The following is a 20,325-nucleotide window of genomic DNA, read 5'->3' on the forward strand; positions in this document are numbered from 1 at the left end:
CGCGCCCGGCCCGCCGTCAGCTGCCGTCCGCCTCCAGGGCCAGCGCCGAGAACAGCTCCACCCCGATGCCGATCGCCCGCTCGTCCACGTCGAACCGGCCCTGGTGGAGGTCCCGGACGGTGGCGTCGCCGGGCGCCCGGACACCGAGCCGGGCCAGCGCGCCCGGGGCGTGCTCCAGGTACCAGGAGAAGTCCTCGCCGCCCAGGCTCTGCTCGGTTCCCTCGACCACCTGGGCCCCGTCCGCGCCGAAGCGGGCGTTCATCGCCTCGTCCAACCGCGCGACCGAGACCGCCTCGTTGACCACCGGCGGCACCCCGCGGTGGTAGTCCAGCGTCCACTTGGCCCGGTAGGTCTCGGACACCTTGGCGATCAGCTCGTGCAACAGGTCCGGCGCCTCGCGCCAGCCGTCCAGCTCCAGGCAGCGGACGGTGCCCTCCAGTTCGGCGTGCTGCGGGATGACGTTGGGCGCGGAGCCGGAGGCGATCCGCCCCCAGACCAGGCTGACGCCCCAGCGCGGGTCCATCCGGCGGGCCAGCGCGCCCGGGAGGTCGGCGGCCATCCTGGCGACCGCGGTGACCAGATCGGTGGTCAGGTGCGGACGGGCGGTGTGCCCGCCGGGGCCGTCCAGGTGGAGCACCAGGCGGTCGCAGGCCGAGGTGATCGCCCCGACCCGCAGGGCGATCCGGCCGACCTCCACCTTGGGGTCGCAGTGCACCGCGAAGATCCGCCCGACGCCCGCCATCCCGCCGGCCTTGATCACGTCCAGCGCGCCGCCCGGCATGACCTCCTCGGCGGGCTGGAACACCAGCCGGACGGGCCGGCGCAGCTCGCCGGTGCGGACGGCCTCCGCCAGCACCAGGCCGGTGCCGAGCACCACCGAGGTGTGCACGTCGTGGCCGCAGGCGTGGGCCCGGCCGGGGACGGTGGAGCGGTACGGCACATCGGTCTTGGCGTCGTCGATCGGCAGCGCGTCGATGTCGGCGCGGAAGGCCAGGAACTCCGTCCCCGGCGTGGTGCCGGGCGGGACGATGTCGACGAGCATGCCGGTGCCGCCGGGCAGCACCCGGGGTTCGAGGCCGGCGGCCACCAGACGGTCGCGCAGCAGCCCGGTGGTTCGGAACTCCTGGCGGCCCAGCTCCGGGTGCCGGTGCAGATCACGACGGAAGGCGATCAGCTCGGGCTCCAGCGCCCGGACCCGGTCGCGCAGATCGGCGGCGGGGCGTACGGCGGCCAGAGTGGCGCCCGACTGAGCGGGCTCAGGACGGTTCATCTCCCCAATCGTAGGCCTGTTGGGGGGATTTGGCCCGACTTCCGGAAAACTAGTCCCCGGATGGGCGCATACCGGCCGGACACGTGGGTATGACATCTTGTTTCAGCCGCCTTCCCCGGGTTGCGTGCCCTGTGCAACGATCCCCCGGGCCGGCGGTCACGGCCGCCAACCCCCCTGACGGCACCGACGGGTTGACGGCCGTTCAGCTGGTGGTCAGAAGCGCTCCACCGGGGCGTACGTCCCCCACACCCCGCGCAGCGCGTCGCACACCTCGCCGACGGTGGCCCGGGCGGCCAGCGCCTCCTTCATCGGGTACAGCACGTTCCCCGTCCCCTCGGCGGTGCGGCGCAGCCCGTCCAGCGCCCGGGTGACGGCGCCGGCCGAGCGCTCGGCCCGCAGCCGGGCCAGCCGCCGCGCCTGCCGCACCTCGATCGCCGGGTCCACCCGCAGCGGCTGGTACGGCTCCTCCGTGTCCGACCGGAAGCGGTTGACCCCGACCACGGTCCGCTCCCCGGAGTCGGTCTCCTGCTGGAGCCGGTAGGCGGTGCGCTCGATCTCGCCCTTCTGGTAGCCGCGTTCGATCGCGGCCACCGCGCCGCCCTGCTCCTCGATCCGGTCCATCAGCGCCCGCGCGGCGGCCTCCACCCCGTCGGTGAGCGACTCGACGGCGTAGGAGCCGGCGAACGGGTCGACGGTGGCCGTCACGTCGGTCTCGTACGCGAGCACCTGCTGGGTGCGCAGGGCGAGCCGGGCGGCCTTCTCGGTGGGCAGCGCGATCGCCTCGTCGAAGCCGTTGGTGTGCAGCGACTGGGTGCCGCCGAGCACCGCGGCGAGCGCCTGGACGGTGACCCTGGCCAGGTTGACCTCGGGCTGCTGGGCGGTGAGCTGCACCCCCGCGGTCTGGGTGTGGAAGCGCAGCATCTGCGAGCGCGGGTCCCGGGCGCCGAATCCTTCCCGCATGATTCTGGCCCAAATCCTGCGTGCGGCGCGGAACTTGGCCACTTCCTCCAACAGGGTCGTGCGGGCCACGAAGAAGAACGAGAGCCGGGGGGCGAAGTCGTCCACGGCCATCCCGGCGGCGAGCGCGGTGCGGACGTAGGCGATGCCGTTGGCCAGGGTGAAGGCGACCTCCTGCGCGGGATCGGCCCCGGCCTCGGCCATGTGGTAGCCGGAGATCGAGATGGTGTTCCAGCGCGGGACCTCGGCCCGGCAGTAGCGGAACACGTCGGCGGCCAGCCGCAGCGAGGGCTCCGGCGGGAAGATGTAGGTGCCGCGGGCGATGTACTCCTTCAACACGTCGTTCTGGACCGTCCCGGTGAGCGCCGACGGCGCCACCCCCTGGGCCTCGCCGACCAGTTGGTAGAGGAGCAGGAGCAGCGCGGCGGGCGCGTTGACGGTCATCGAGGTGGACACCCCGCCGAGCGGGATGCCGTCGAACAGCACCGCCATGTCCTCGACGCTGTCCACGGCGACGCCCACCCGGCCGACCTCCCCGGCGGCGAGCGGCGCGTCCGAGTCGTAGCCCATCTGGGTGGGCAGGTCGAAGGCGACCGAGAGGCCGGTGCCGCCGCCCGCGATCAGCTGCCGGTAGCGGGCGTTGGACTCGGCGGCGGTGCCGAAGCCCGCGTACTGGCGCATCGTCCACGGGCGGCCGGTGTACATCGTCGGGTAGACGCCCCGGGTGAAGGGGTACTCCCCCGGCCGGCCCAGCCGGGCTTCGGCGTCCCAGCCGGCCGGCGACCCGGGGCCGTACACCGGCTCGATCTCGAAGCCGGACTCGGCGCGGCGCGGCTCGGCTGCCATGGGGGCCCTCCGGGGCTGGGGGAACGGGGTCCTCGCACTATCGGGCTCCCCGCCGTGCGGGAGGCGACCGGCCCGCCGGAGCGCCGGCGCGGTTGAGATGATCGGGTGAACGACCGATGAGCCCCAGGGAGTGGCAATGACCGAGCAGAAGGTGGCCGTGGTCACCGGTGCCAGCAGCGGAATCGGCGCGGCGACCGCCCGCCGGCTGGCCGCCGAGGGCTTCGACGTGGTGCTGACCGCCCGCCGCACCGAGCGCGTCGAGGCGCTGGCCAAGGAGATCGCCGACCGGGGCGGCTCCGCCCGGGCCGTCACCCTGGACGTCACCGACCGGGCCGCGGTGGACGCCTTCGCGGCCGCCGTCGGCCGGGTGGACGTCCTGGTGAACAACGCCGGCGGCGCGATCGGCGCCGAGACCGTCGAGCACGGCGACCCGGCCGACTGGCGGGCCATGTACGAGGTGAACGTGCTCGGCGTGCTGCAGGTGACCCAGGCCCTGCTGCCGGCCCTGCGGGCGACCGGCGACGGCACGGTCCTGGTGCTCTCCTCGACCGCCGCGCTGGCCGCGTACGAGGGCGGCGGCGGGTACGTCGCCGCCAAGCACGCCGCGCACACCATCGCCGCCACGCTGCGGCTGGAGCTGTGCGGGGAGCCGATCCGGGTGATCGAGATCGCCCCCGGCATGGTGAAGTCCGAGGGCTTCGCGGTCACCCGCTTCCGCGGCGACGAGGAGAAGGCCGCCGCGGTGTACGCGGGCGTGGCCGAACCGCTCACCTCGGAGGACATCGCGGACACCGTGGCGTGGGCGGTCACCCGGCCCTCGCACGTGAACATCGACCTGCTGGTGGTCCGCCCGAGGGCGCAGGCCGCCAACCACAAGGTCCACCGCGACTGAGCCCGGGAACGGGCAGGGAGGGCGCTGACGTGCAGGTGTCAACGTCACAACTTGATAGCTCGTCCGGATGAATTCGGCGCGCGCCCTCCCCAACTGATGACCGCTCAACTACCTTTGAGGCGCTGAACGACCGGCGCTCGCGCGCCCCTCGGCAGCCCCCATCCCACCTGCGCACCACCCCGTTCCACCGGCACCTTCCCGCCCTCACGAGGAGGACCCGCTGGCCAGCGACATCCCGTCACAGCGGCTCGACGTCAGAACAGAGCCGACCCTCCTCGGGCTGCACCGCTTCAACGAAGCCGACGCCGGCGCCGCCGAGGAGGCCCTCCTGGCCTGCTGCGGCAGCCACCGCTGGGCCCTGCGCCTGACCGCGCACCGGCCCTACCCCGACATCGAGTCCCTGCTGGCCGCCGCCAGCGAGGCCTCCTACGACCTCCGACCGGCCGACCTCACCGAGGCCCTGGCGGACGAGAGCTGGATGCCGCAGCCGCTGCTCGGCATGCGGGCTCCCGGCAGCCAGGCCGCCCACACCGCGCTGCGGGCGGCGCACGCCGCGTACGAGGCCCGGTTCGGCCACGTCTTCGTGGTCTGCCTGGAAGGGGTCGCCCCGGAGGAGATGCTCGACACCGTGCTCTCCTCGATCCGCACCCGCCTCGCCAACGACCCGGACGAGGAGCGGCTGATCGCGTCCGACGAACTCCGCCGGATCGCCCTCACCCGACTGGAGCACCTGGTCGCCACCCACCCGGAGACCGCGGCGCGCTGAACCCGCATCACGCCCCCTCTTCACCCTGCCGGGTGACAACGATCACGAAACCGCCCGGACGAGTGAACCGACCCCGCCACCGGATCCGACCGCCGCGCCCCGCGCCCACCGACGCGGGGCGCGAGCATGCCGTCACCCATCGTGATGACTCCGGGTTTGGTTCCCGCCCCACTAGGCCAGAAGTGCCTGATTGATCACACCTGGGGCCCCCGGAGGCGGTTCACGACAAGGCGTCGATAGGATGCTGGCGGCCGGTGGACCGTACCCGGCCGGGCTGACCGACACCGAAGCCGGCCGAGCCCCCAATCGCTTCCGGAGGGTTTTTCCGTGCCGGCTGGAACGCTGTACCGCGGCCGGGAAGGCATGTGGAGCTGGGTGGCTCATCGAGTCACCGGCGTCCTCATCTTCTTCTTCCTGTTCGCCCACGTCCTCGACACCGCCCTCGTGCGAGTGTCGCCGGAGTCCTACGACACCGTCATCCAGACGTACAAGACTCCGCTCGTGAACCTGATGGAGTACGGCCTGGTGGCCGCCATCCTGTTCCACGCCCTGAACGGCCTGCGCGTCGTCGCAGTGGACTTCTGGTCGAAGGGCCCGAAGTACCAGAAGCAGATGCTCTGGAGCGTCGTCGGCGTCTGGGTCGTCCTGATGGCCGGTTCCTTCTACGGGATCCTCCAGCACACGCTGATCTCCTGGTTCGGGAAGTGAGCCGAGACATGTCCACGGAATACTCCGACGCCATCGTCGTCCCCTCGAAGCAGGCGCACACCGGCAAGGGACTGGGCACCGGCAACCCGGCCGACGCGTTCGTCATCGAACCTCCGCGCAAGCGGACCACGAAGACCCCGCGTCGCACCCGCACCAACTTCGAGATGCTGGCCTGGCTCTTCATGCGCCTGTCCGGTGTCGTTCTGGTCGTGCTGATCCTCGGCCACCTGCTGATCATGCTGGTGCTCGACGGCGGCGTCTCCAAGATCGGCTTCGCCTTCGTGGCCGGCCGCTGGGCCTCGCCGTTCTGGCAGGGCTGGGACCTCCTGATGCTCTGGCTCGCCATGCTGCACGGCGCCAACGGCATGCGTCAGGTCATCAACGACTATGCCGAGAAGGACTCGACCCGGCTCTGGCTCAAGGGGCTCATGGGTACCGCCACGGTCTTCACCGTGCTGCTCGGCACCCTGGTGATCTTCACCTTCGACCCCAACATCTGAGCCGCGAGCACCATCGACCATCGGCAGAGGCCAGAGGCGAGTTAACCCCCCATGCAGATTCACCAGTACGACACCGTCATCGTCGGCGCCGGCGGCGCCGGCATGCGCGCGGCCATCGAGTCGACGCAGCGCAGCCGCACCGCCGTCCTGACCAAGCTCTACCCGACCCGGTCCCACACCGGCGCGGCCCAGGGCGGCATGTGCGCCGCCCTGGCCAACGTCGAGGAGGACAACTGGGAGTGGCACACCTTCGACACGGTCAAGGGTGGTGACTACCTGGTCGACCAGGACGCCGCCGAGATCATGTGCAAGGAGGCCATCGACGCCGTCCTCGACCTGGAGAAGATGGGCCTTCCCTTCTCCCGCACCGAGCAGGGCCGGATCGACCAGCGCCGCTTCGGCGGCCACTCCCGCAACCACGGCGAGGCCCCGGTCCGCCGCTCGTGCTACGCGGCCGACCGCACCGGCCACATGATCCTCCAGACGCTGTTCCAGAACTGCGTCAAGCACGGCGTCGAGTTCTTCAACGAGTACTACGTCCTCGACCTGCTGATCAACGAGGGCAAGACGGCCGGCGTCGTCGCGTACGAGCTGGCCACCGGCGAGATCCACGTCTTCCAGGCCAAGTCGGTCGTGTTCGCCTCCGGCGGCACCGGCAAGTTCTTCAAGGTCTCCTCCAACGCCCACACCCTCACCGGTGACGGCCAGGCCCTGGTCTACCGCCGCGGCCTGCCGCTGGAGGACATGGAGTTCTTCCAGTTCCACCCGACGGGCATCTGGCGCATGGGCATCCTGCTCACCGAGGGCGCCCGCGGCGAGGGCGGCATCCTGCGCAACAAGGACGGCGAGCGCTTCATGGAGCGCTACGCCCCCGTCATGAAGGACCTCGCGTCCCGTGACGTCTGCTCCCGCGCGATCTACACCGAGATCCGCGAAGGCCGCGGCTGCGGTCCGGACGGCGACCACGTCTACCTGGACCTGACCCACCTGCCGCCGGAGCAGCTGGACGCCAAGCTGCCGGACATCACCGAGTTCGCGCGCACCTACCTCGGCATCGAGCCCTACACGGACCCGATCCCGATCCAGCCCACCGCGCACTACGCCATGGGCGGCATCCCGACCAACGTCGAGGGTGAGGTCCTGCGCAACAACACCGACATCGTCCCGGGCCTGTACGCGGCCGGCGAGGTCGCCTGCGTGTCCGTGCACGGCGCCAACCGCCTGGGCACCAACTCGCTGCTGGACATCAACGTGTTCGGCCGCCGCGCGGGCATCGCCGCCGCCGACTACGCCAACGCGAACGGCTTCGTCGAGCTGCCCGAGAACCCGGCCGAGAAGGTCCAGGCCCTGGTCGACGGCCTGCGCGAGGGCACCGGCACCGAGTCCGTGGGGCAGATCCGCAAGGAGCTGCAGGAGACCATGGACACCAACGCCATGGTGTACCGCACCGGCGCCACCCTGAAGCAGGCGGTCGAGGACATCGCCGCGCTGAAGGAGCGCTACAAGAACGTCTCCATCCAGGACAAGGGCTTCCGCTACAACACGGACCTCCTGGAGGCCGTCGAGCTGGGCAACCTGCTCGACCTGGCCGAGGTGCTGGCCGTCTCCGCGCTGGCCCGCGAGGAGTCCCGCGGCGGCCACTACCGCGAGGACTTCCCGACCCGTGACGACGTGAAGTTCATGCAGCACACCATGGCGTACCAGGAGGTCGCCGCCGACGGCAGCACCTCCATCCGCCTCGACTACAAGCCGGTCGTCACGACCCGCTACCAGCCGATGGAGCGTAAGTACTGATGAGCACTCCGACCGTGGAGAAGCACTCGGCCGCTCTGGACGCGGTCGAAGCCGGTGCCGTCCAGCCGATCACCGTCACCGTCCGGATCCGCCGGTTCAACCCGGAGGAGCACCCGGACCCGGTGTGGGTCGACTACCAGCTGACGATGGACCCGAAGGAGCGCATCCTCGACGCGCTCAACAAGATCAAGTGGGAGCAGGACGGCACCCTCACCTACCGCCGTTCCTGCGCCCACGGCATCTGCGGCTCCGACGCCATGCGGATCAACGGCCGCAACCGGCTGGCGTGCAAGACCCTGATCAAGGACGTCAACCCGGAGAAGCCGATCACGATCGAGGCCATCAAGGGCCTCACGGTCCTCAAGGACCTGGTCGTGGACATGGACCCGTTCTTCCAGGCGTACAAGGACGTCATGCCGTTCCTCATCACCAAGGGGAACGAGCCGACCCGCGAGCGCCTGCAGTCCGCCGAGGACCGCGAGCGCTTCGACGACACCACCAAGTGCATCCTGTGCGCCGCGTGCACGTCGTCCTGCCCGGTGTTCTGGAACGACGGCCAGTACTTCGGCCCGGCCGCCATCGTCAACGCGCACCGCTTCATCTTCGACTCGCGCGACGAGGGTGCCGAGCAGCGCCTGGAGATCCTCAACGACCGTGAGGGCGTGTGGCGCTGCCGCACCACCTTCAACTGCTCGGAGGCCTGCCCGCGCGGCATCGAGGTCACCAAGGCGATCCAGGAAGTGAAGCGGGCCCTGGTGACCCGCCGCTTCTGATCCCACCCGCCACACCGGAGGCCCCCGCCCGATCCTCGGATCGGGCGGGGGCCTTCGCGTTGCCGTCCTCCGGGTCAGTCGGTGGCCGGGGTGCGGCGGGTGGCGCGCAGGCCGCGCAGGCCGATGGCGCCGACCGCGATGCCGAGGGCGAAGGAGGTGACGGCGAGGAGGAGGTGGACCCAGAAGAAGGCGGTGGGCTGGGAGTGGTCGCCGTTGGTGAAGGCCTGGCCGCCGGAGTCCTTCCAGAGGTTCTTCACGAAGGTCGTCCAGATGATGATCGACCAGACCCCGAAGGCGGTCAGGAACCAGGAGGTGCGACGGCTGAGCTTCATGGGGGTCCTCGGCTTGTGAAGGCGGTGTGCGTCCCCAGTATGCGCGGGCCGCCGATCGGCGTACGGCGGGCCCCTCCTGCGGAGGACGGGCTCCGAGGGGAGGGCAGCGGGAGCCCCGAGTGGGTACGGTCAGCTGGTGCCCACACCCCGACTCACGTTCGCGCGCCTGTGCGCCGCGGTCACCGCGGCCCTCCCGGTCCTGCTCGCCGCCCCGGCGGGCGCGACCCCGCAGCAGCCGCCCCCGTCGGCCGCGGTCGGCGGCGAGCGGCTCGGGCTCCCCGGGGTCCAGGTCGCCCCGATGGCGGGTGCCCCGCCGCTGCCCTCCGACCTCACCGGCCAGTCCTGGATAGTCTCCGACGCGGCGTCGGGCGACGTGCTGGCGGCCAGCAACCCGCACCTGCGGCTGCCCCCGGCGAGCACCCTGAAGATCCTCTTCGCGGACACCGTGCTGCCCAAGTTCGACCGCAACGCGGTGCACCGGGTGGCCGACGAGGAGATCCAGGGGATCGGCCCCGGCAGCAGCCTGGTCGGCATCAAGGAGAACCTGGACTACCGGGTCGAGGACCTGTGGCGCGGGGTGTTCCTGAGCTCCGGCAACGACGCGGTGCACGTCCTGTCGCACATGAACGGCGGCGTCCAGCAGACCGTCACCGAGATGCAGGCGCGCGCCGACGCGCTCCAGGCCCGGGACACCAGGGTGATCTCCCCGGACGGCTACGACATGGACGGCCAGGTCTCCTCGGCCTACGACCTGTCGCTGTTCGCCCGGGCCGGCCTGCGCAACGCGGACTTCCGGACGTACTGCGCCACCCGGGACGCGATGTTCCCGGGCGCCGTCGACCGGAACACCGGCCAGCGCGGCAGCTTCGGGATCGCCAACACCGACCGGCTGCTGGGCAAGTACCCCGGCCTGATCGGGGTGAAGAACGGCACCACCACCAACGCCGGCTCGACCTTCGTCGGCGCCGCCGAGCGCGACGGCCGCACCCTGCTGGTGACGGTGATGCACCCGGCCAGCTACCAGCGGGTGTACGACGAGACGGCCGCCCTGCTGGACTGGGGCTTCGCCGCGGCCGGCAAGGTCCAGCCGGTCGGCAGGCTGGTCGACGAGCTCCCGCCCGCCGGCGCCGAGCCGACCGGCCAGGCCGGCGGCGCCGAGGGCACGCCCGCACCGCCGCCGCACCCCGCGGCCACCACCGCCCCGACGGCGGCGATGGGCACGCGCGGCGGGCTCGGCCTCGGCGGCTGGTCGGCCGTGGTGCTGGCCGGGGCCGCGGCCGGGTACGGCTCGCTGGTGCTGCTGCGGCGCCGCTCCGCCGGCTGACCCGCCGACGGGTGGGAGGGCTCGGCCTCAGTCCCGGGGCCGGGCCCTCCCCTCGTCCTCGTCCTCCCCGATCTCCTGCTCCTTCTTCCGCTGCTCGGACCGGGCGGCCCGCTCCGCCGCGTCCGCCTCCGCCGCCGCCTCCGCCTCGTCGGCCGCCTCCAGCAGCGCCCGCCCGTGCGCCCTGGTCCGGTCCCGGGCGGCCACCGGGTCCGCCGTCGCCGTCCAGGCCACGCAGTACATCAGCAGCCGGGAGACGAAGTTGATCCACAGCAGCAGCGCCACCGGGGTGGCGAACGCCCCGTACAGGCTCCGTCCGGCGACCGAGCCCAGGTAGGAGGCGAGCAGCAGCTTCAGCAGTTCGAAGCCGACCGAGCCGATCAGCGCGGCCTGCAGCAGGTCCCGCCGGCGCTGGTCGGTGATCCCGGGGAAGGGCGCCAGCAGGTAGGCGAAGAGCAGCATGTCGCACGCTATGGCGATCAGCACGCCGACCGCGGTCAGCAGGTACCCGCTGTTGAGGCCGATCGCGTCGGCGATCCGGCCGGCGAGCGTGGTGCCGGCGGCGGAGGTGGCCAGCGAGAACAGCGACACCAGGCCGAGGCCGGCCAGCACCGCCACGTCCCACCCCTTGCGCAGGACCGGGTTGCCCTCCTCCTGGGGCAGCTGCCACAGGTCGCGGATCGAGGTGCGCATGGTGTCCACCCAGCCGAGGCCGGAGACCAGCAGCAGCGCCCCGCCGACCAGTCCGACGGTGCCCGCGTTGGCCACCAGGGCGGGCAGGTTGAGCGCGTCCGAGAGCCCCGGCAGCTGGTCGGAGATGTGCTCCTGCAGCTCGTGGACCCGGCTGTCGCTCAGTGTCGCGGCGGCGACCGCCAGGCCCACCGTGAGCAGCGGGAAGAGCGCGAGGAAGCCGAAGAAGGTGACGGCGCCGGCCAGCCGGTTGCCCCGGGCGGCGGAGAAGTACTCGTACACCCGGTACGGGCGGCTGCGCAGCACCCGGGCCACGAGCGGGCCGACGACCGGCAGGCGGGTCAGGAAGTCCACCTACCGGTTATAGCCGGTCCGTCCCCCGAACGGGCGTCAGTTCGCGCTCAGCGCTTGACGAGTCGCCGGGCCTTGGCGAGGGCCCGGACGGCCTGGTAGGCGCCGTAGCGGCCGTGGCTGAGCAGCTCGGTGCGCACGCCGTCCACGCCGGCCGGCGGCCGGTAGCCGGCCGGGCGCAGCCGGGCGCAGTGCTCGGCGGCCCGGCGGAAGTACTCGCGGCGGTCGCCGGGCGGGACCCGGCCGGGCTTGGAGACCACGGTGTTGAGGTGGTGCAGCATCCGCCCGTAGACGACCGGGCGCCAGCGGTCCAGGTCGGGGCGGCCGTCGAGGAAGGCGAAGACCAGGTCGTACTGGGCGAACACGTCGAAGTGCTTGCGGCTGGCGGTGGCCAGGATGTTGCCGCCCTCCTGGCGCTGGCGGTAGTGCACGCCGACCTGGTCGAGCAGGGTGATCCGGGCGGCGGCGAGCAGCGCCGGGTACGTCCAGGGGGTGTCCTCGTAGTAGCCGGCCGGGAAGACCAGCCGCTGCTCGGTGATGAAATCACGGCGGTAGGCCTTGTTCCAGACGACCTGGAGCAGGTCGAGCAGGTCGGGGCGGGCGTCGAGGTCGAAGACGTCCGGGGAGGCGGCGCCGAAGACGTGCGCGGAGGCGGCCCGGGTGATCCGGCCGTCGGCGTAGGTGCGGGCGTAGTCGTAAACCAGGATGTCCGGGTCACCCGTGGCGGTGAGCCGCTCGTCGATGCTCTTCAGCAATCCGGGGGTCAGCGTGTCGTCGCTGTCGAGGAAGACCACGTAGTCCCCGGTGGCGACCTCCAGGCCGGCGTTGCGGGCCCGGCCGAGGCCGACGTTCTCCGGCAGGTGCAGCACCCGGACCCGGGCGTCGGCGGCGGCGGCCCCGTCCAGGATCGCGCCGCAGCCGTCCGGGGAGCGGTCGTCCACCGCGATCAGTTCGACGTCCGGGCCGTCCTGGCCGAGCACCGAATCGAGGCACTCGGCGAGGTAGTCCTGGACCTGGTACACGGGGACGATCACGCTGAAACGGGACACGGACCCAGCGTAGTGGTCCCCGGGTGGGCGAGGTCCCCGGAGGTAGGATCGGGGGCGCACGTACGCACCGATCCAAGTGCGGTCAGACCCCGTACGGGCTGCCACGCTCCTCCAGAGAAAGGCCTGCGTAGCCGATGGCTCCCCGCCTCTCCATCGTCGTCCCGATCTACAACGTCGAGCGCTACCTCGTCGAATGCCTCGACTCGATCGCCGCCCAGACCTTCACGGACTTCGAGTGCGTCATGGTCGACGACGGTTCGAAGGACGGCAGCGCGGCGCTCGCCGAGGCGTACGCGGCCCAGGACTCCCGGTTCCGGCTGGTCCGGCAGGTGAACAAGGGCCTCGGCGCGGCCCGCAACACCGGCATCCGGCACATCGACCCGGACTCCGAGTTCCTCTGCTTCGTGGACAGCGACGACTCGATGCCGCCGAGCGCGTACGAGCTGATGATCAACACGCTGGACGAGACCGGCTCGGACTTCTGCACCGGCAACGTGCTGCGCTTCCGCGCCGTGGGCTACTACCAGTCCGGCGGCCACCTGAAGCCGTTCAAGGAGACCAGGCTCAAGACCCACATCACCGAGATCCCGGCGCTGGTCACCGACCGCACCGCGTGGAACAAGGTGTACCGCCGCTCGTTCTTCGACGCGGCCGGCCTGCTCTACCCCGAGGGCATCCTCTACGAGGACGCGCCGGTCAGCGTGCCGCACCACTACCTGGCCAAGAGCGTGGACGTGCTCTCCGAGCCGATCTACCACTGGCGCGAGCGCGAGGTCGGCGAGATGTCGATCACGCAGATGCGCACCAACCCCAGGGGCCTGATCGACCGGGTCGCCTCGGTCGAGCTGGTCCGCGCCTGGCTGACGAAGCAGACCGAGCCGCGCTTCGCCGAGTACCTGCGCTCCTACGACGAGAACACCCTCGTCGAGGAGATCCCGATGTTCTTCTCGTCCCTCGTCGAAGGGGACAAGGAGTACCGGGACGCCTACCTCCAGCACGTCGGCCGGCTGCTCCGGTCGATCGGCGCCGAGCACGTCGCCCGGCTGCGCGCACCGCTGCGGCTGAAGTACCACCTGACCCTGTCCGGCCGGATGGACGAGCTGGTCGAGCAGATCACGTACGAGCGCGAGAGCGGCGGCGGTGTCCAGGCCCGCGGCCTGCTGCGCCCGTACGCCGACTACCCGTTCCTGCGCGGCGGGCGCAAGAGCGTGCCGGCCGGGGTGCTCAAGCTGGACAACTCGCTGGTGATCCGCAGCCGGCTGTACCGCAGCACCTGGGAGGACGGGAAGCTCCGGCTGACCGGGCACGCGTACCCGGAGCAGCTGGGCGCGGCCGGCAAGCACGACATGGTCCGCACCCTGGTGCTGCGCGAGGCCAAGGGCCGCCGGGTCATCGCGGTGCCGATGCGGACGACGTACAGCCCCGAGGCCACCGCGAGCTGCCACCACGACCTGTACAGCTGCGACTGGTCCGGCTTCACCGTGGCCATAGACCCGAAGAAGCTGAGGCACCGCGGCCAGTGGAAGGACGGCAACTGGCGCCTCCTGGTGGCCGGCGCGGGCAAGGGCGGGGTCTACAAGGGCCGGATCTCGGCCGGGTGGAGCGACAGCGCGCTGTACCTCCCGTCGCACTGGGTCGAGCCGGACGTGCGGATCGTGCCGTGGATCCGGGACAACTTCGTCTACCTCCGGGTGGAGACGGTCAAGGCCCGGGTGACCGGCCTGGCCGCCCACGGCGACCGGCTGGAGGTCTCGGGCGCGGCCCGCTCCGGCCCGAGCTTCGCCGGGGCGCGGCTGCGGCTCACCCACACCGAGTCGGACCGCCACCTGACCTTCCCGCTGGAGCTGGGCGCTCCGGTCGGCTCGCTCCAGCCGTTCACCGCGGCCTTCCCGGTCGCCGAGCTGACCGCCGTCCGCGAGGCCTGGGCCGAGCTGGACCCGGTGGCCGCCGAGCGCAGCCGCGACCACTGGGACGGCGCGCTGCTGCTCGCCGACGGCAGCACCGTCCAGCTGGCCTGGGACGACCGCAACGCGCCCGAGCGGCTGCACCTGGCGCTGAACCCGCAGGCCCCGGTCGCCGAGCGCCGGGCGCTCTACTCCAAGCCCTCCCCCCACGGGCACCTCCAGTTCACCGACCAGGTGCTCCAGCCGCTGGTGGACGAGGTGTCCTCGCGCGGCGCCGACGGCTTCCTGCTGAGCGGCTCGTTCCCGCTGCCCGGCGCGCACCGCTGGGAGCTGGTGGTCCGTCACGAGTGGCGCGAGGAGGAGCACGCCTACCCGGTGGAGATCTCCGACGGCCGCTTCCGCACCGCGCTGCCCGCCGTGCCGACGGCCTCCTTCGCCGGCCGGGTGCCGCTCTCCCGGGGCACCTGGAACGTCGTCTTCCGCCCGGTCGGCGTGCCGGTGCCCGAACTGCCGGACGCCGCCGCGCTGGTGACCCCGGACTGCTTCGACGTCCTGCCGGTCGAGGTGGAGTCCCGCGGCAAGCGGATAGTGCTGGAGCGCCGCGACCACGACGCCCTGTCGTTGGAGTCGCACTCGGTGCTGCTGCCCGAGGAGCGGGCCGGCTACCGGCAGCGCCAGCTGCAGAGCGTGGACTACCCGGCCGCCCGCCGGCTGCCGGTGCGCGACACGGTGCTGTACCACACGGGCAAGTACGGCACGTACTCCGGCTCGCCCCGGGCGGTGCACGAGGAGCTGGTCCGCCGCGGCCTGTCGCTGGAGCACCTGTGGGGCAACGACGACATGCAGGCCAAGCTGCCGCAGAGCGCGACCGCGCTCCGGTACCGCAGCCCGGAGTGGTACGAGGCGCTGGCCACCGCCAAGTACGTCGTGGCCAGCACCCACCTGCCCGACTTCTTCGTCCGCCGCCCCGACCAGGTGGTCGTCCAGACCTGGCACGGCACCCCGCTGAAGCAGATCGGCTTCGACTTCGAGAAGGTCTGGTTCACCGACTCCAAGTACCTCAAGAGCCTGGCCCGGGAAGTCCCGAACTGGAGCCTGCTGGTGGCCGGCAACCGCTGGTCGGCCCCGGTGCTGCGGCGCGCCTTCGACTTCAAGGGCGAGATCCTGGAGAGCGGTTCGCCCCGCAACGACCTGCTGTTCGCGACCGACCGGGAGAAGACCGCCGAGCAGGTCCGGGAGCGGCTCGGCCTGCCCGAGGGCAAGAAGGTCGTGCTGTACGCGCCGACCTGGCGCGAGGACCGGCGCCGGCCGCAGGGCGGCTACCAGATCGACCTGCGGATCGACCTGGCGGCGGCCAGGGCCGCGCTCGGCGACGACCAGGTGCTGCTGGTGCGCCGGCACCACCTGATGTGCGGCCAGATCCCGGGCGCCGGCAACGGCTACATCTGGGACGTCGGCACCTACCCCGACATGGCGGAGCTGCTGCTGATCGCCGACGTCCTGGTGACCGACTACTCGGCGAGCGCGTTCGACTTCGCGTCGACCGGCAAGCCGATCGTGTTCTTCACCCACGACCTGGAGCACTACCGGGACAACCTGCGCGGCTTCAGCCTGAACTTCGAGGCCGAGGCGCCCGGCCCGATGCCGGCCACCTCCGAGGAGCTCCTCTCGGTGCTCGGCCGGGTGGACGAGGTCGCGGCGAAGTACGCGGACCGGGCCGCCGCGTTCCGCGAGGCCTACTGCGACCTGGACGACGGCAAGGCCTCCGCCCGGGTGGTCGACGCGATGCTCCGCAAGGAGTAGCCCCGGCGCACGATCCGGCGGGCGCCCGGCACCGATCGGTGCCGGGCGCCCGCGCGTTTCCGGAGTCGGATCCGGAAAAGACCGGAAAACCGATTTCGAATGTCGAATGGGCGTTCCCGGAAACGCAATTCCCCGGGGCATTCGAAAAAGCGTGCAATTGACCCCGGCGCCATTTCTGGATGGGATGTGGATCTCCCTCCCGAAGGGCTCCCACCGCCATGCCTGTGCTCACCCGGCTGGTCCTGCCGCACGCCGCCCCCCGGGTGGCCGCCGACCACCCCGCCGCCGACGAGGACGTCGCCTTCGGCCTGCTGCGCGCCCGCTGGCACGGCCGCGGCCTGGAGCTCACCGGCTTCGCCCGCCCGGACGGCCAGGACACCGGCCGGCCCGGCTCCGCCTGGACCTGGCTGACCCTCCGCCACCAGAACCGCTCCCAGCCGCCGCTGCACCTGCGCTCCCGCCCCCGCCGGATGCCCGAGGTCACCGACGACAGCGCCCAGTCCGAGCACAACCACGACTGGTCCGGCTTCACCGCCCTGATAGCCCCCGGCCGGCTGCGCCGCGGGGGCCACTGGCTGCTCGGCGACTGGCGGATCGAGGCCACGCTCTTCACCCGCCCCCGCCCCGCCCGGGTGCGCCGCCGGTACGGCGCCCTCGCCCCGTACTGGTGCGGGTCCGGCGAGTACCCGCCGGCCCACTGGGTGGACCACGACGTCCGGCTCCAGCCGTTCTTCGCCGACGGCCGGCTGCACCTGCGGCTGGAGCGCCCGGCCGTCCTGGTCACCCGGGCCGCCCCCGCCCCCGACGGCCTGGACCTGGACGGGGTCGCCGACACCTGCCCCTCCGGCACCGTGCTGCGGCTGCGCCACCGGGAGAGCGACGCGGTGGTCGAGCGGCCGCTCGCCCGAACCGGCAACACCTTCACCGTCCGGGTGCCGTACCGGCCGTTCACCGCCGACGGGCGGGGCGGCGGCCGACTGGAGCACTGGGACGCCGAACTCCTGTACCCCGACGGCGCCGCCGTGCAGCCCTGCCTCGACGAGCGCGGCGGCCCGGTGGCCGGCCAGCACCCGCTGCCCGACGCCCCGGACCGGGTGCTCTACCTCAAGCACCTCGCCGACGGCCGGCTCCAGCTCTGCGTCCAGCCCGCGGCCGGCCTGGTCGACCGGATCGCCGTACGGGACGGCGGCTTCGAGCTGTCCGGCCACTGCCCGGGCCCGGCCTCGGCACTGGAGCTGGTGCTGCGCCACCCCGGCTCCGCGAGCGAGGTCCGCACCCCGGTCGGCACCGGCCCGGACGGCCGCTTCCGGGCCCGGGTGCCCGCCACCCGGACCGGCTCGGACGGCGTCGCGCTGCCGCTGCGCAAGGGCGTCTGGGAGGCCGCGCTGGAGCCGGTCGGCCGCCCCGGGGACGGCCGGCCGCTGCTCGCCGCCCCCGCCGCGCTGACCGCCGTCCCCGCCGCCACCACCGCCGGCGGCAAGCGGATCCTGCTGCAACGCCGGTGGCACGACACCCTGGTGGTGGACTCCACCCCGGTGCTCACCGCCACCGAGCGCAGCGCCTGGACCCAGCACCGGCTGCGCACCGAGCGCTACCCGGCCGCCCGCCGCGCGCCGCTGCGCGAGGCGGTGCTGTACGACGTGTTCGGCGGCCGCGGCTACGCCGACTCCCCGCGCGCGGTGCACGCCGAACTCGCCCGCCGGGACGGCCGGTTGGAGCACCTGTGGGTGGTCGACGACGCCCAGGCCGCGCTGCCGCCCGGAGTCGTCCCGGTGCGGAGCTGGAGCCCGGAGTGGTACCGCGCGCTGGCCACCTGCCGGTACCTGGTCGGCAACACCCACTTCCCGGACTTCCTGGAGCGCCGCCCCGGCCAGGTCGTCGTGCAGACCTGGCACGGCTCCCTGCTGAAGCGGATCGCCCACGACGTCGAGAGCCCCTGGCTGGCCGACCGCGGCTACCTGCGGGCGCTCGACCGGGAGACCCCGCAGTGGAGCCTGCTGCTCTCCCCCAGCCCGTTCGCCACCCCGATCCTCCGGCGTGCCTTCCGCTACGGCGGCGAGCTGCTGGAGTCCGGCTACCCGCGCAACGACGTGCTCGCCCGCCCGGACCCGCGGGCCGCCGCGGCCGTCCGCCGCCGGCTCGGCGTCCCCGAGGGCCGGCGGATCGTGCTGTACGCGCCGACCTGGCGCGAGGACCAGCAGCGCGGCGACGGCGACGGGTTCCGGCTCGACCTGCGGCTGGACCTCGGCCACGCGCGGCGCCTGCTCGGCGCGGACCACGTGCTGCTGGTCCGTCCGCACGCGCACGTCCGCGAGCCGCTGCCGGGCGCCGGAGACGGCTTCCTGTACGACTGCGGGGACTACCCCGACCCGCAGGAACTGCTGCTGGTCGCGGACGTGCTGGTGACCGACTACTCGTCGATCATGTTCGACTTCGCCATCACCGGCCGCCCGATGTACTTCTTCACCTACGACCTGGAGCACTACCGCGACACCCTGCGCGGCTTCTCCTTCGACTTCGAGTCGAACGCCCCCGGCCCGCTGGTGCCCACGTCGGCCGAACTCCTCGGCGCGCTGCGCGAACTGGCCGACGGCGACGGCGGACCGCCGCCCGGCTACGCCGAGCGCTACCGGCGCTTCCGGGCCGAGCACTGCGCGCTGGACGACGGCGGCGCGGCCCGCCGGGTGGTCGACCGGATGCTCGAACTCGGCGGCCGGGGAGGGCTAGGACACACCCTCGGACACGCCCCGGAGCACACCCCGGTTCACCCGAACGGGTAGCTCCGCCAGGGCCGCCAGACCTCGTCTGCGTCGAAGCGGGAGAGGCCGAAGCCCGGCACCGGGAAGTCCGCCCGGAAGCCGCGCGCCTGCTCGTACGCCTGGTCCAGCACGTCCTCCGGCAGACCGTGGGCGACCGTCACGTGCGGGTGGTACGGGAACGCCAGCTCGCGGGCCAGCGGGCCGGAGCGGACGTCCGCCTCCAGCAGCCGGCACTCCTGCGCACCCTCCTCGACCCGGACGTACACCACCGGGGAGACCGGGCGGAAGGTCCCGCTGCCGCGCAGCAGCATCCGGAACGGCCGGTGCGCGGCCGCCACCGCCGCCAGGTGCTCCTCGATCTTCGGCAGCTCCCCCGCGGGCACCTCGGTCGGCGGCAGCAGGGTGACGTGCGTGGGTATCGACCGGGCCAGCGGGTCGCCGTGCCCGGCCCGGGCGTCCTGGATCGCCGTGCCGTACGGGTCCGGGACGCTCACGGACACGCCGATGGTGACGACCTCGGGGAGGCCGTCACCACCGGGCAGGCGTGTGAGGGGATTCACCGCTTGGCGGCCGGGAGGAAGCCGATCCGGTCGTACACCGTCTCCAGCGTCACCGACGCCACCTCGCGGGCCTTCTCGGCGCCGATCGCCAGCACCCGGTCCAGCTCGGCCGGGTCGTCCAGGAACAGCCGGGTGCGCTCCTGGAAGGGGGTGACCCACTCGGTGAACAGCTCGGCCAGCTCGGTCTTCAGGGCGCCGTACATCTTGCCCTCGAAGTGCGCGACCAGCTGCTCGACCGACTGGCCGCTGAGCGCGGAGTGGACGCGCAGCAGGTTGGAGACGCCCGGCTTCCCCTCCTCGTCGTAGGACACGACGGTGCCGGTGTCGGTGACGGCGCTCTTGAACTTCTTGGCACTGGCCTTCGGGTCGTCCAGCAGGCTCACCAGGCCCTTGGGCGAGGAGGCCGACTTGCTCATCTTGACGGCCGGGTCCTGGAGGTCCTGGATCTTCGCCGTCTCCTTGAGGATGTACGGCTTCGGCACCGTGAGGGTCCGGCCGTAGCGGGTGTTGAAGCGCTCGGCGATGTCGCGGGTGATCTCCACGTGCTGGCGCTGGTCCTCGCCGACCGGGACGGCGTCGGCCTGGTAGAGCAGGATGTCCGCGATCTGGAGGATCGGGTAGGTGAACAGGCCGACCGTGGTGCCCTCGGCGCCGTACCGGGAGGACTTGTCCTTGAACTGGGTCATCCGCGAGGCCTCGCCGAAGCCGGTGAGGCAGTTCATCACCCAGGCGAGCTGCGCGTGCTCGGGCACGTGCGACTGGACGAACAGCGTGCAGTGGTCCGGGTCCAGGCCCGCGCCGAGCAGCTGGGCGGCGGAGACCCGGGTGTTCTCGCGCAGCGTCGCCGGGTCCTGGGGCACCGTGATCGCGTGCAGGTCGACGACCATGTAGAAGGCGTCGTTGTCCTTCTGCAGGTCGACCCACTGGCGCACCGCGCCCAGGTAGTTGCCGAGGTGGAACGAGCCGGAAGTGGGCTGGATGCCGGAGAGCACCCGGGGACGGTCCTTGACCGGACCAGTGACCGCTGCGTTGACCATGCGGGCCATTCTT

Annotated in this window: 16 protein-coding genes; 9 read left to right on the top strand and 7 right to left on the bottom strand. The window is 72.3% G+C overall.

Translation table 11 applies throughout. The features are described from left to right. Positions 1-16 precede the first annotated feature (16 nt). Together ACLWS4_RS06560 and ACLWS4_RS06565 are read right to left on the bottom strand one after the other, a co-directional pair. On the bottom strand, positions 17-1,270 hold the full coding sequence (locus ACLWS4_RS06560) for an amidohydrolase (RefSeq protein WP_079272373.1): 1,254 nt from the start codon (positions 1,268-1,270) through the stop codon (positions 17-19). Between the two features lie 213 nt (positions 1,271-1,483). Further along, positions 1,484-3,073, bottom strand: coding sequence for an acyl-CoA mutase large subunit family protein (locus ACLWS4_RS06565; RefSeq protein ID WP_416873580.1), 1,590 nt, complete (start codon positions 3,071-3,073; stop codon positions 1,484-1,486). A gap of 136 nt (positions 3,074-3,209) precedes the next feature. Between ACLWS4_RS06565 and ACLWS4_RS06570 the strand changes: the two genes are divergently transcribed. The 6 genes from ACLWS4_RS06570 (at position 3,210) to ACLWS4_RS06595 (ending at position 8,506) form a co-directional block, all read left to right on the top strand. Continuing rightward, positions 3,210-3,965 carry an SDR family oxidoreductase gene (locus tag ACLWS4_RS06570; RefSeq protein WP_387830571.1) on the top strand — a complete coding sequence of 252 codons (756 nt, stop codon included), beginning with the start codon at positions 3,210-3,212 and terminating at the stop codon, positions 3,963-3,965. Between the two features lie 280 nt (positions 3,966-4,245). Continuing rightward, on the top strand, positions 4,246-4,731 hold the full coding sequence (locus ACLWS4_RS06575; RefSeq protein WP_049649185.1) for a 2-oxo-4-hydroxy-4-carboxy-5-ureidoimidazoline decarboxylase: 486 nt from the start codon (positions 4,246-4,248) through the stop codon (positions 4,729-4,731). 327 nt (positions 4,732-5,058) lie between these two features. Then, positions 5,059-5,439 carry a succinate dehydrogenase, cytochrome b556 subunit gene (sdhC, locus tag ACLWS4_RS06580; protein ID WP_074003919.1) on the top strand — a complete coding sequence of 127 codons (381 nt, stop codon included), beginning with the start codon at positions 5,059-5,061 and terminating at the stop codon, positions 5,437-5,439. A gap of 8 nt (positions 5,440-5,447) precedes the next feature. Then, positions 5,448-5,939: a succinate dehydrogenase, hydrophobic membrane anchor protein gene (gene sdhD, locus ACLWS4_RS06585; RefSeq protein WP_049649183.1), complete on the top strand. Its 492-nt coding sequence runs from the start codon at positions 5,448-5,450 to the stop codon at positions 5,937-5,939. A gap of 51 nt (positions 5,940-5,990) precedes the next feature. After that, on the top strand, positions 5,991-7,733 hold the full coding sequence (sdhA, locus tag ACLWS4_RS06590; RefSeq protein ID WP_049649182.1) for a succinate dehydrogenase flavoprotein subunit: 1,743 nt from the start codon (positions 5,991-5,993) through the stop codon (positions 7,731-7,733). Beyond that, positions 7,733-8,506 carry a succinate dehydrogenase iron-sulfur subunit gene (locus ACLWS4_RS06595; protein ID WP_049649181.1) on the top strand — a complete coding sequence of 258 codons (774 nt, stop codon included), beginning with the start codon at positions 7,733-7,735 and terminating at the stop codon, positions 8,504-8,506. Before sdhA ends, ACLWS4_RS06595 begins: the two co-directional genes overlap by 1 nt. A gap of 74 nt (positions 8,507-8,580) precedes the next feature. Here ACLWS4_RS06595 and ACLWS4_RS06600 read toward each other — a convergent pair whose 3' ends face one another. Then, positions 8,581-8,838 (bottom strand): SCO4848 family membrane protein, encoded by a 258-nt coding sequence (locus tag ACLWS4_RS06600; RefSeq protein ID WP_049649180.1) that lies wholly within the window; start codon positions 8,836-8,838, stop codon positions 8,581-8,583. Positions 8,839-8,974: 136 nt separating this feature from the next. Here ACLWS4_RS06600 and ACLWS4_RS06605 point away from each other — a divergent pair, with 136 nt between their 5' ends. Then, the gene (locus tag ACLWS4_RS06605) at positions 8,975-10,162 is read left to right on the top strand and encodes a D-alanyl-D-alanine carboxypeptidase family protein (RefSeq protein WP_380781448.1); all 1,188 of its coding nucleotides are present in this window, start codon (positions 8,975-8,977) and stop codon (positions 10,160-10,162) included. A 27-nt stretch (positions 10,163-10,189) separates the two neighbouring features. Here the strand turns inward: ACLWS4_RS06605 and ACLWS4_RS06610 are convergent, their stop codons facing one another. Both ACLWS4_RS06610 and ACLWS4_RS06615 read right to left on the bottom strand, forming a co-directional pair. After that, a complete protein-coding gene (locus ACLWS4_RS06610) occupies positions 10,190-11,203 on the bottom strand; it encodes a YihY/virulence factor BrkB family protein (RefSeq protein ID WP_416873581.1) in 1,014 nt (337 codons plus the stop codon). 47 nt (positions 11,204-11,250) lie between these two features. Beyond that, positions 11,251-12,249 carry a glycosyltransferase family 2 protein gene (locus ACLWS4_RS06615; protein ID WP_117488177.1) on the bottom strand — a complete coding sequence of 333 codons (999 nt, stop codon included), beginning with the start codon at positions 12,247-12,249 and terminating at the stop codon, positions 11,251-11,253. A 134-nt stretch (positions 12,250-12,383) separates the two neighbouring features. Between ACLWS4_RS06615 and ACLWS4_RS06620 the strand changes: the two genes are divergently transcribed. Beyond that, complete coding sequence (locus ACLWS4_RS06620) at positions 12,384-15,956, top strand: bifunctional glycosyltransferase/CDP-glycerol:glycerophosphate glycerophosphotransferase (protein ID WP_416873582.1); 3,573 nt, start codon at positions 12,384-12,386, stop codon at positions 15,954-15,956. Between the two features lie 218 nt (positions 15,957-16,174). Further along, a complete protein-coding gene (locus ACLWS4_RS06625; RefSeq protein WP_416873583.1) occupies positions 16,175-18,736 on the top strand; it encodes a CDP-glycerol glycerophosphotransferase family protein in 2,562 nt (853 codons plus the stop codon). Here the strand turns inward: ACLWS4_RS06625 and ACLWS4_RS06630 are convergent. Both ACLWS4_RS06630 and trpS read right to left on the bottom strand, forming a co-directional pair. Beyond that, positions 18,721-19,209, bottom strand: a complete 489-nt coding sequence (locus ACLWS4_RS06630; RefSeq protein WP_375877443.1) for a 2'-5' RNA ligase family protein — start codon at positions 19,207-19,209, stop codon at positions 18,721-18,723. The two genes, ACLWS4_RS06625 and ACLWS4_RS06630, sit on opposite strands and share 16 nt — an antisense overlap. 62 nt (positions 19,210-19,271) lie before the next feature. After that, entirely contained in the window at positions 19,272-20,312 is a 1,041-nt protein-coding gene (gene trpS, locus ACLWS4_RS06635; protein WP_049654802.1) for a tryptophan--tRNA ligase, read from the bottom strand. Positions 20,313-20,325 lie beyond the last annotated feature (13 nt).

This window comes from Kitasatospora sp. SC0581 (assembly GCF_048159585.1).
Taxonomy (GTDB): domain Bacteria; phylum Actinomycetota; class Actinomycetes; order Streptomycetales; family Streptomycetaceae; genus Kitasatospora.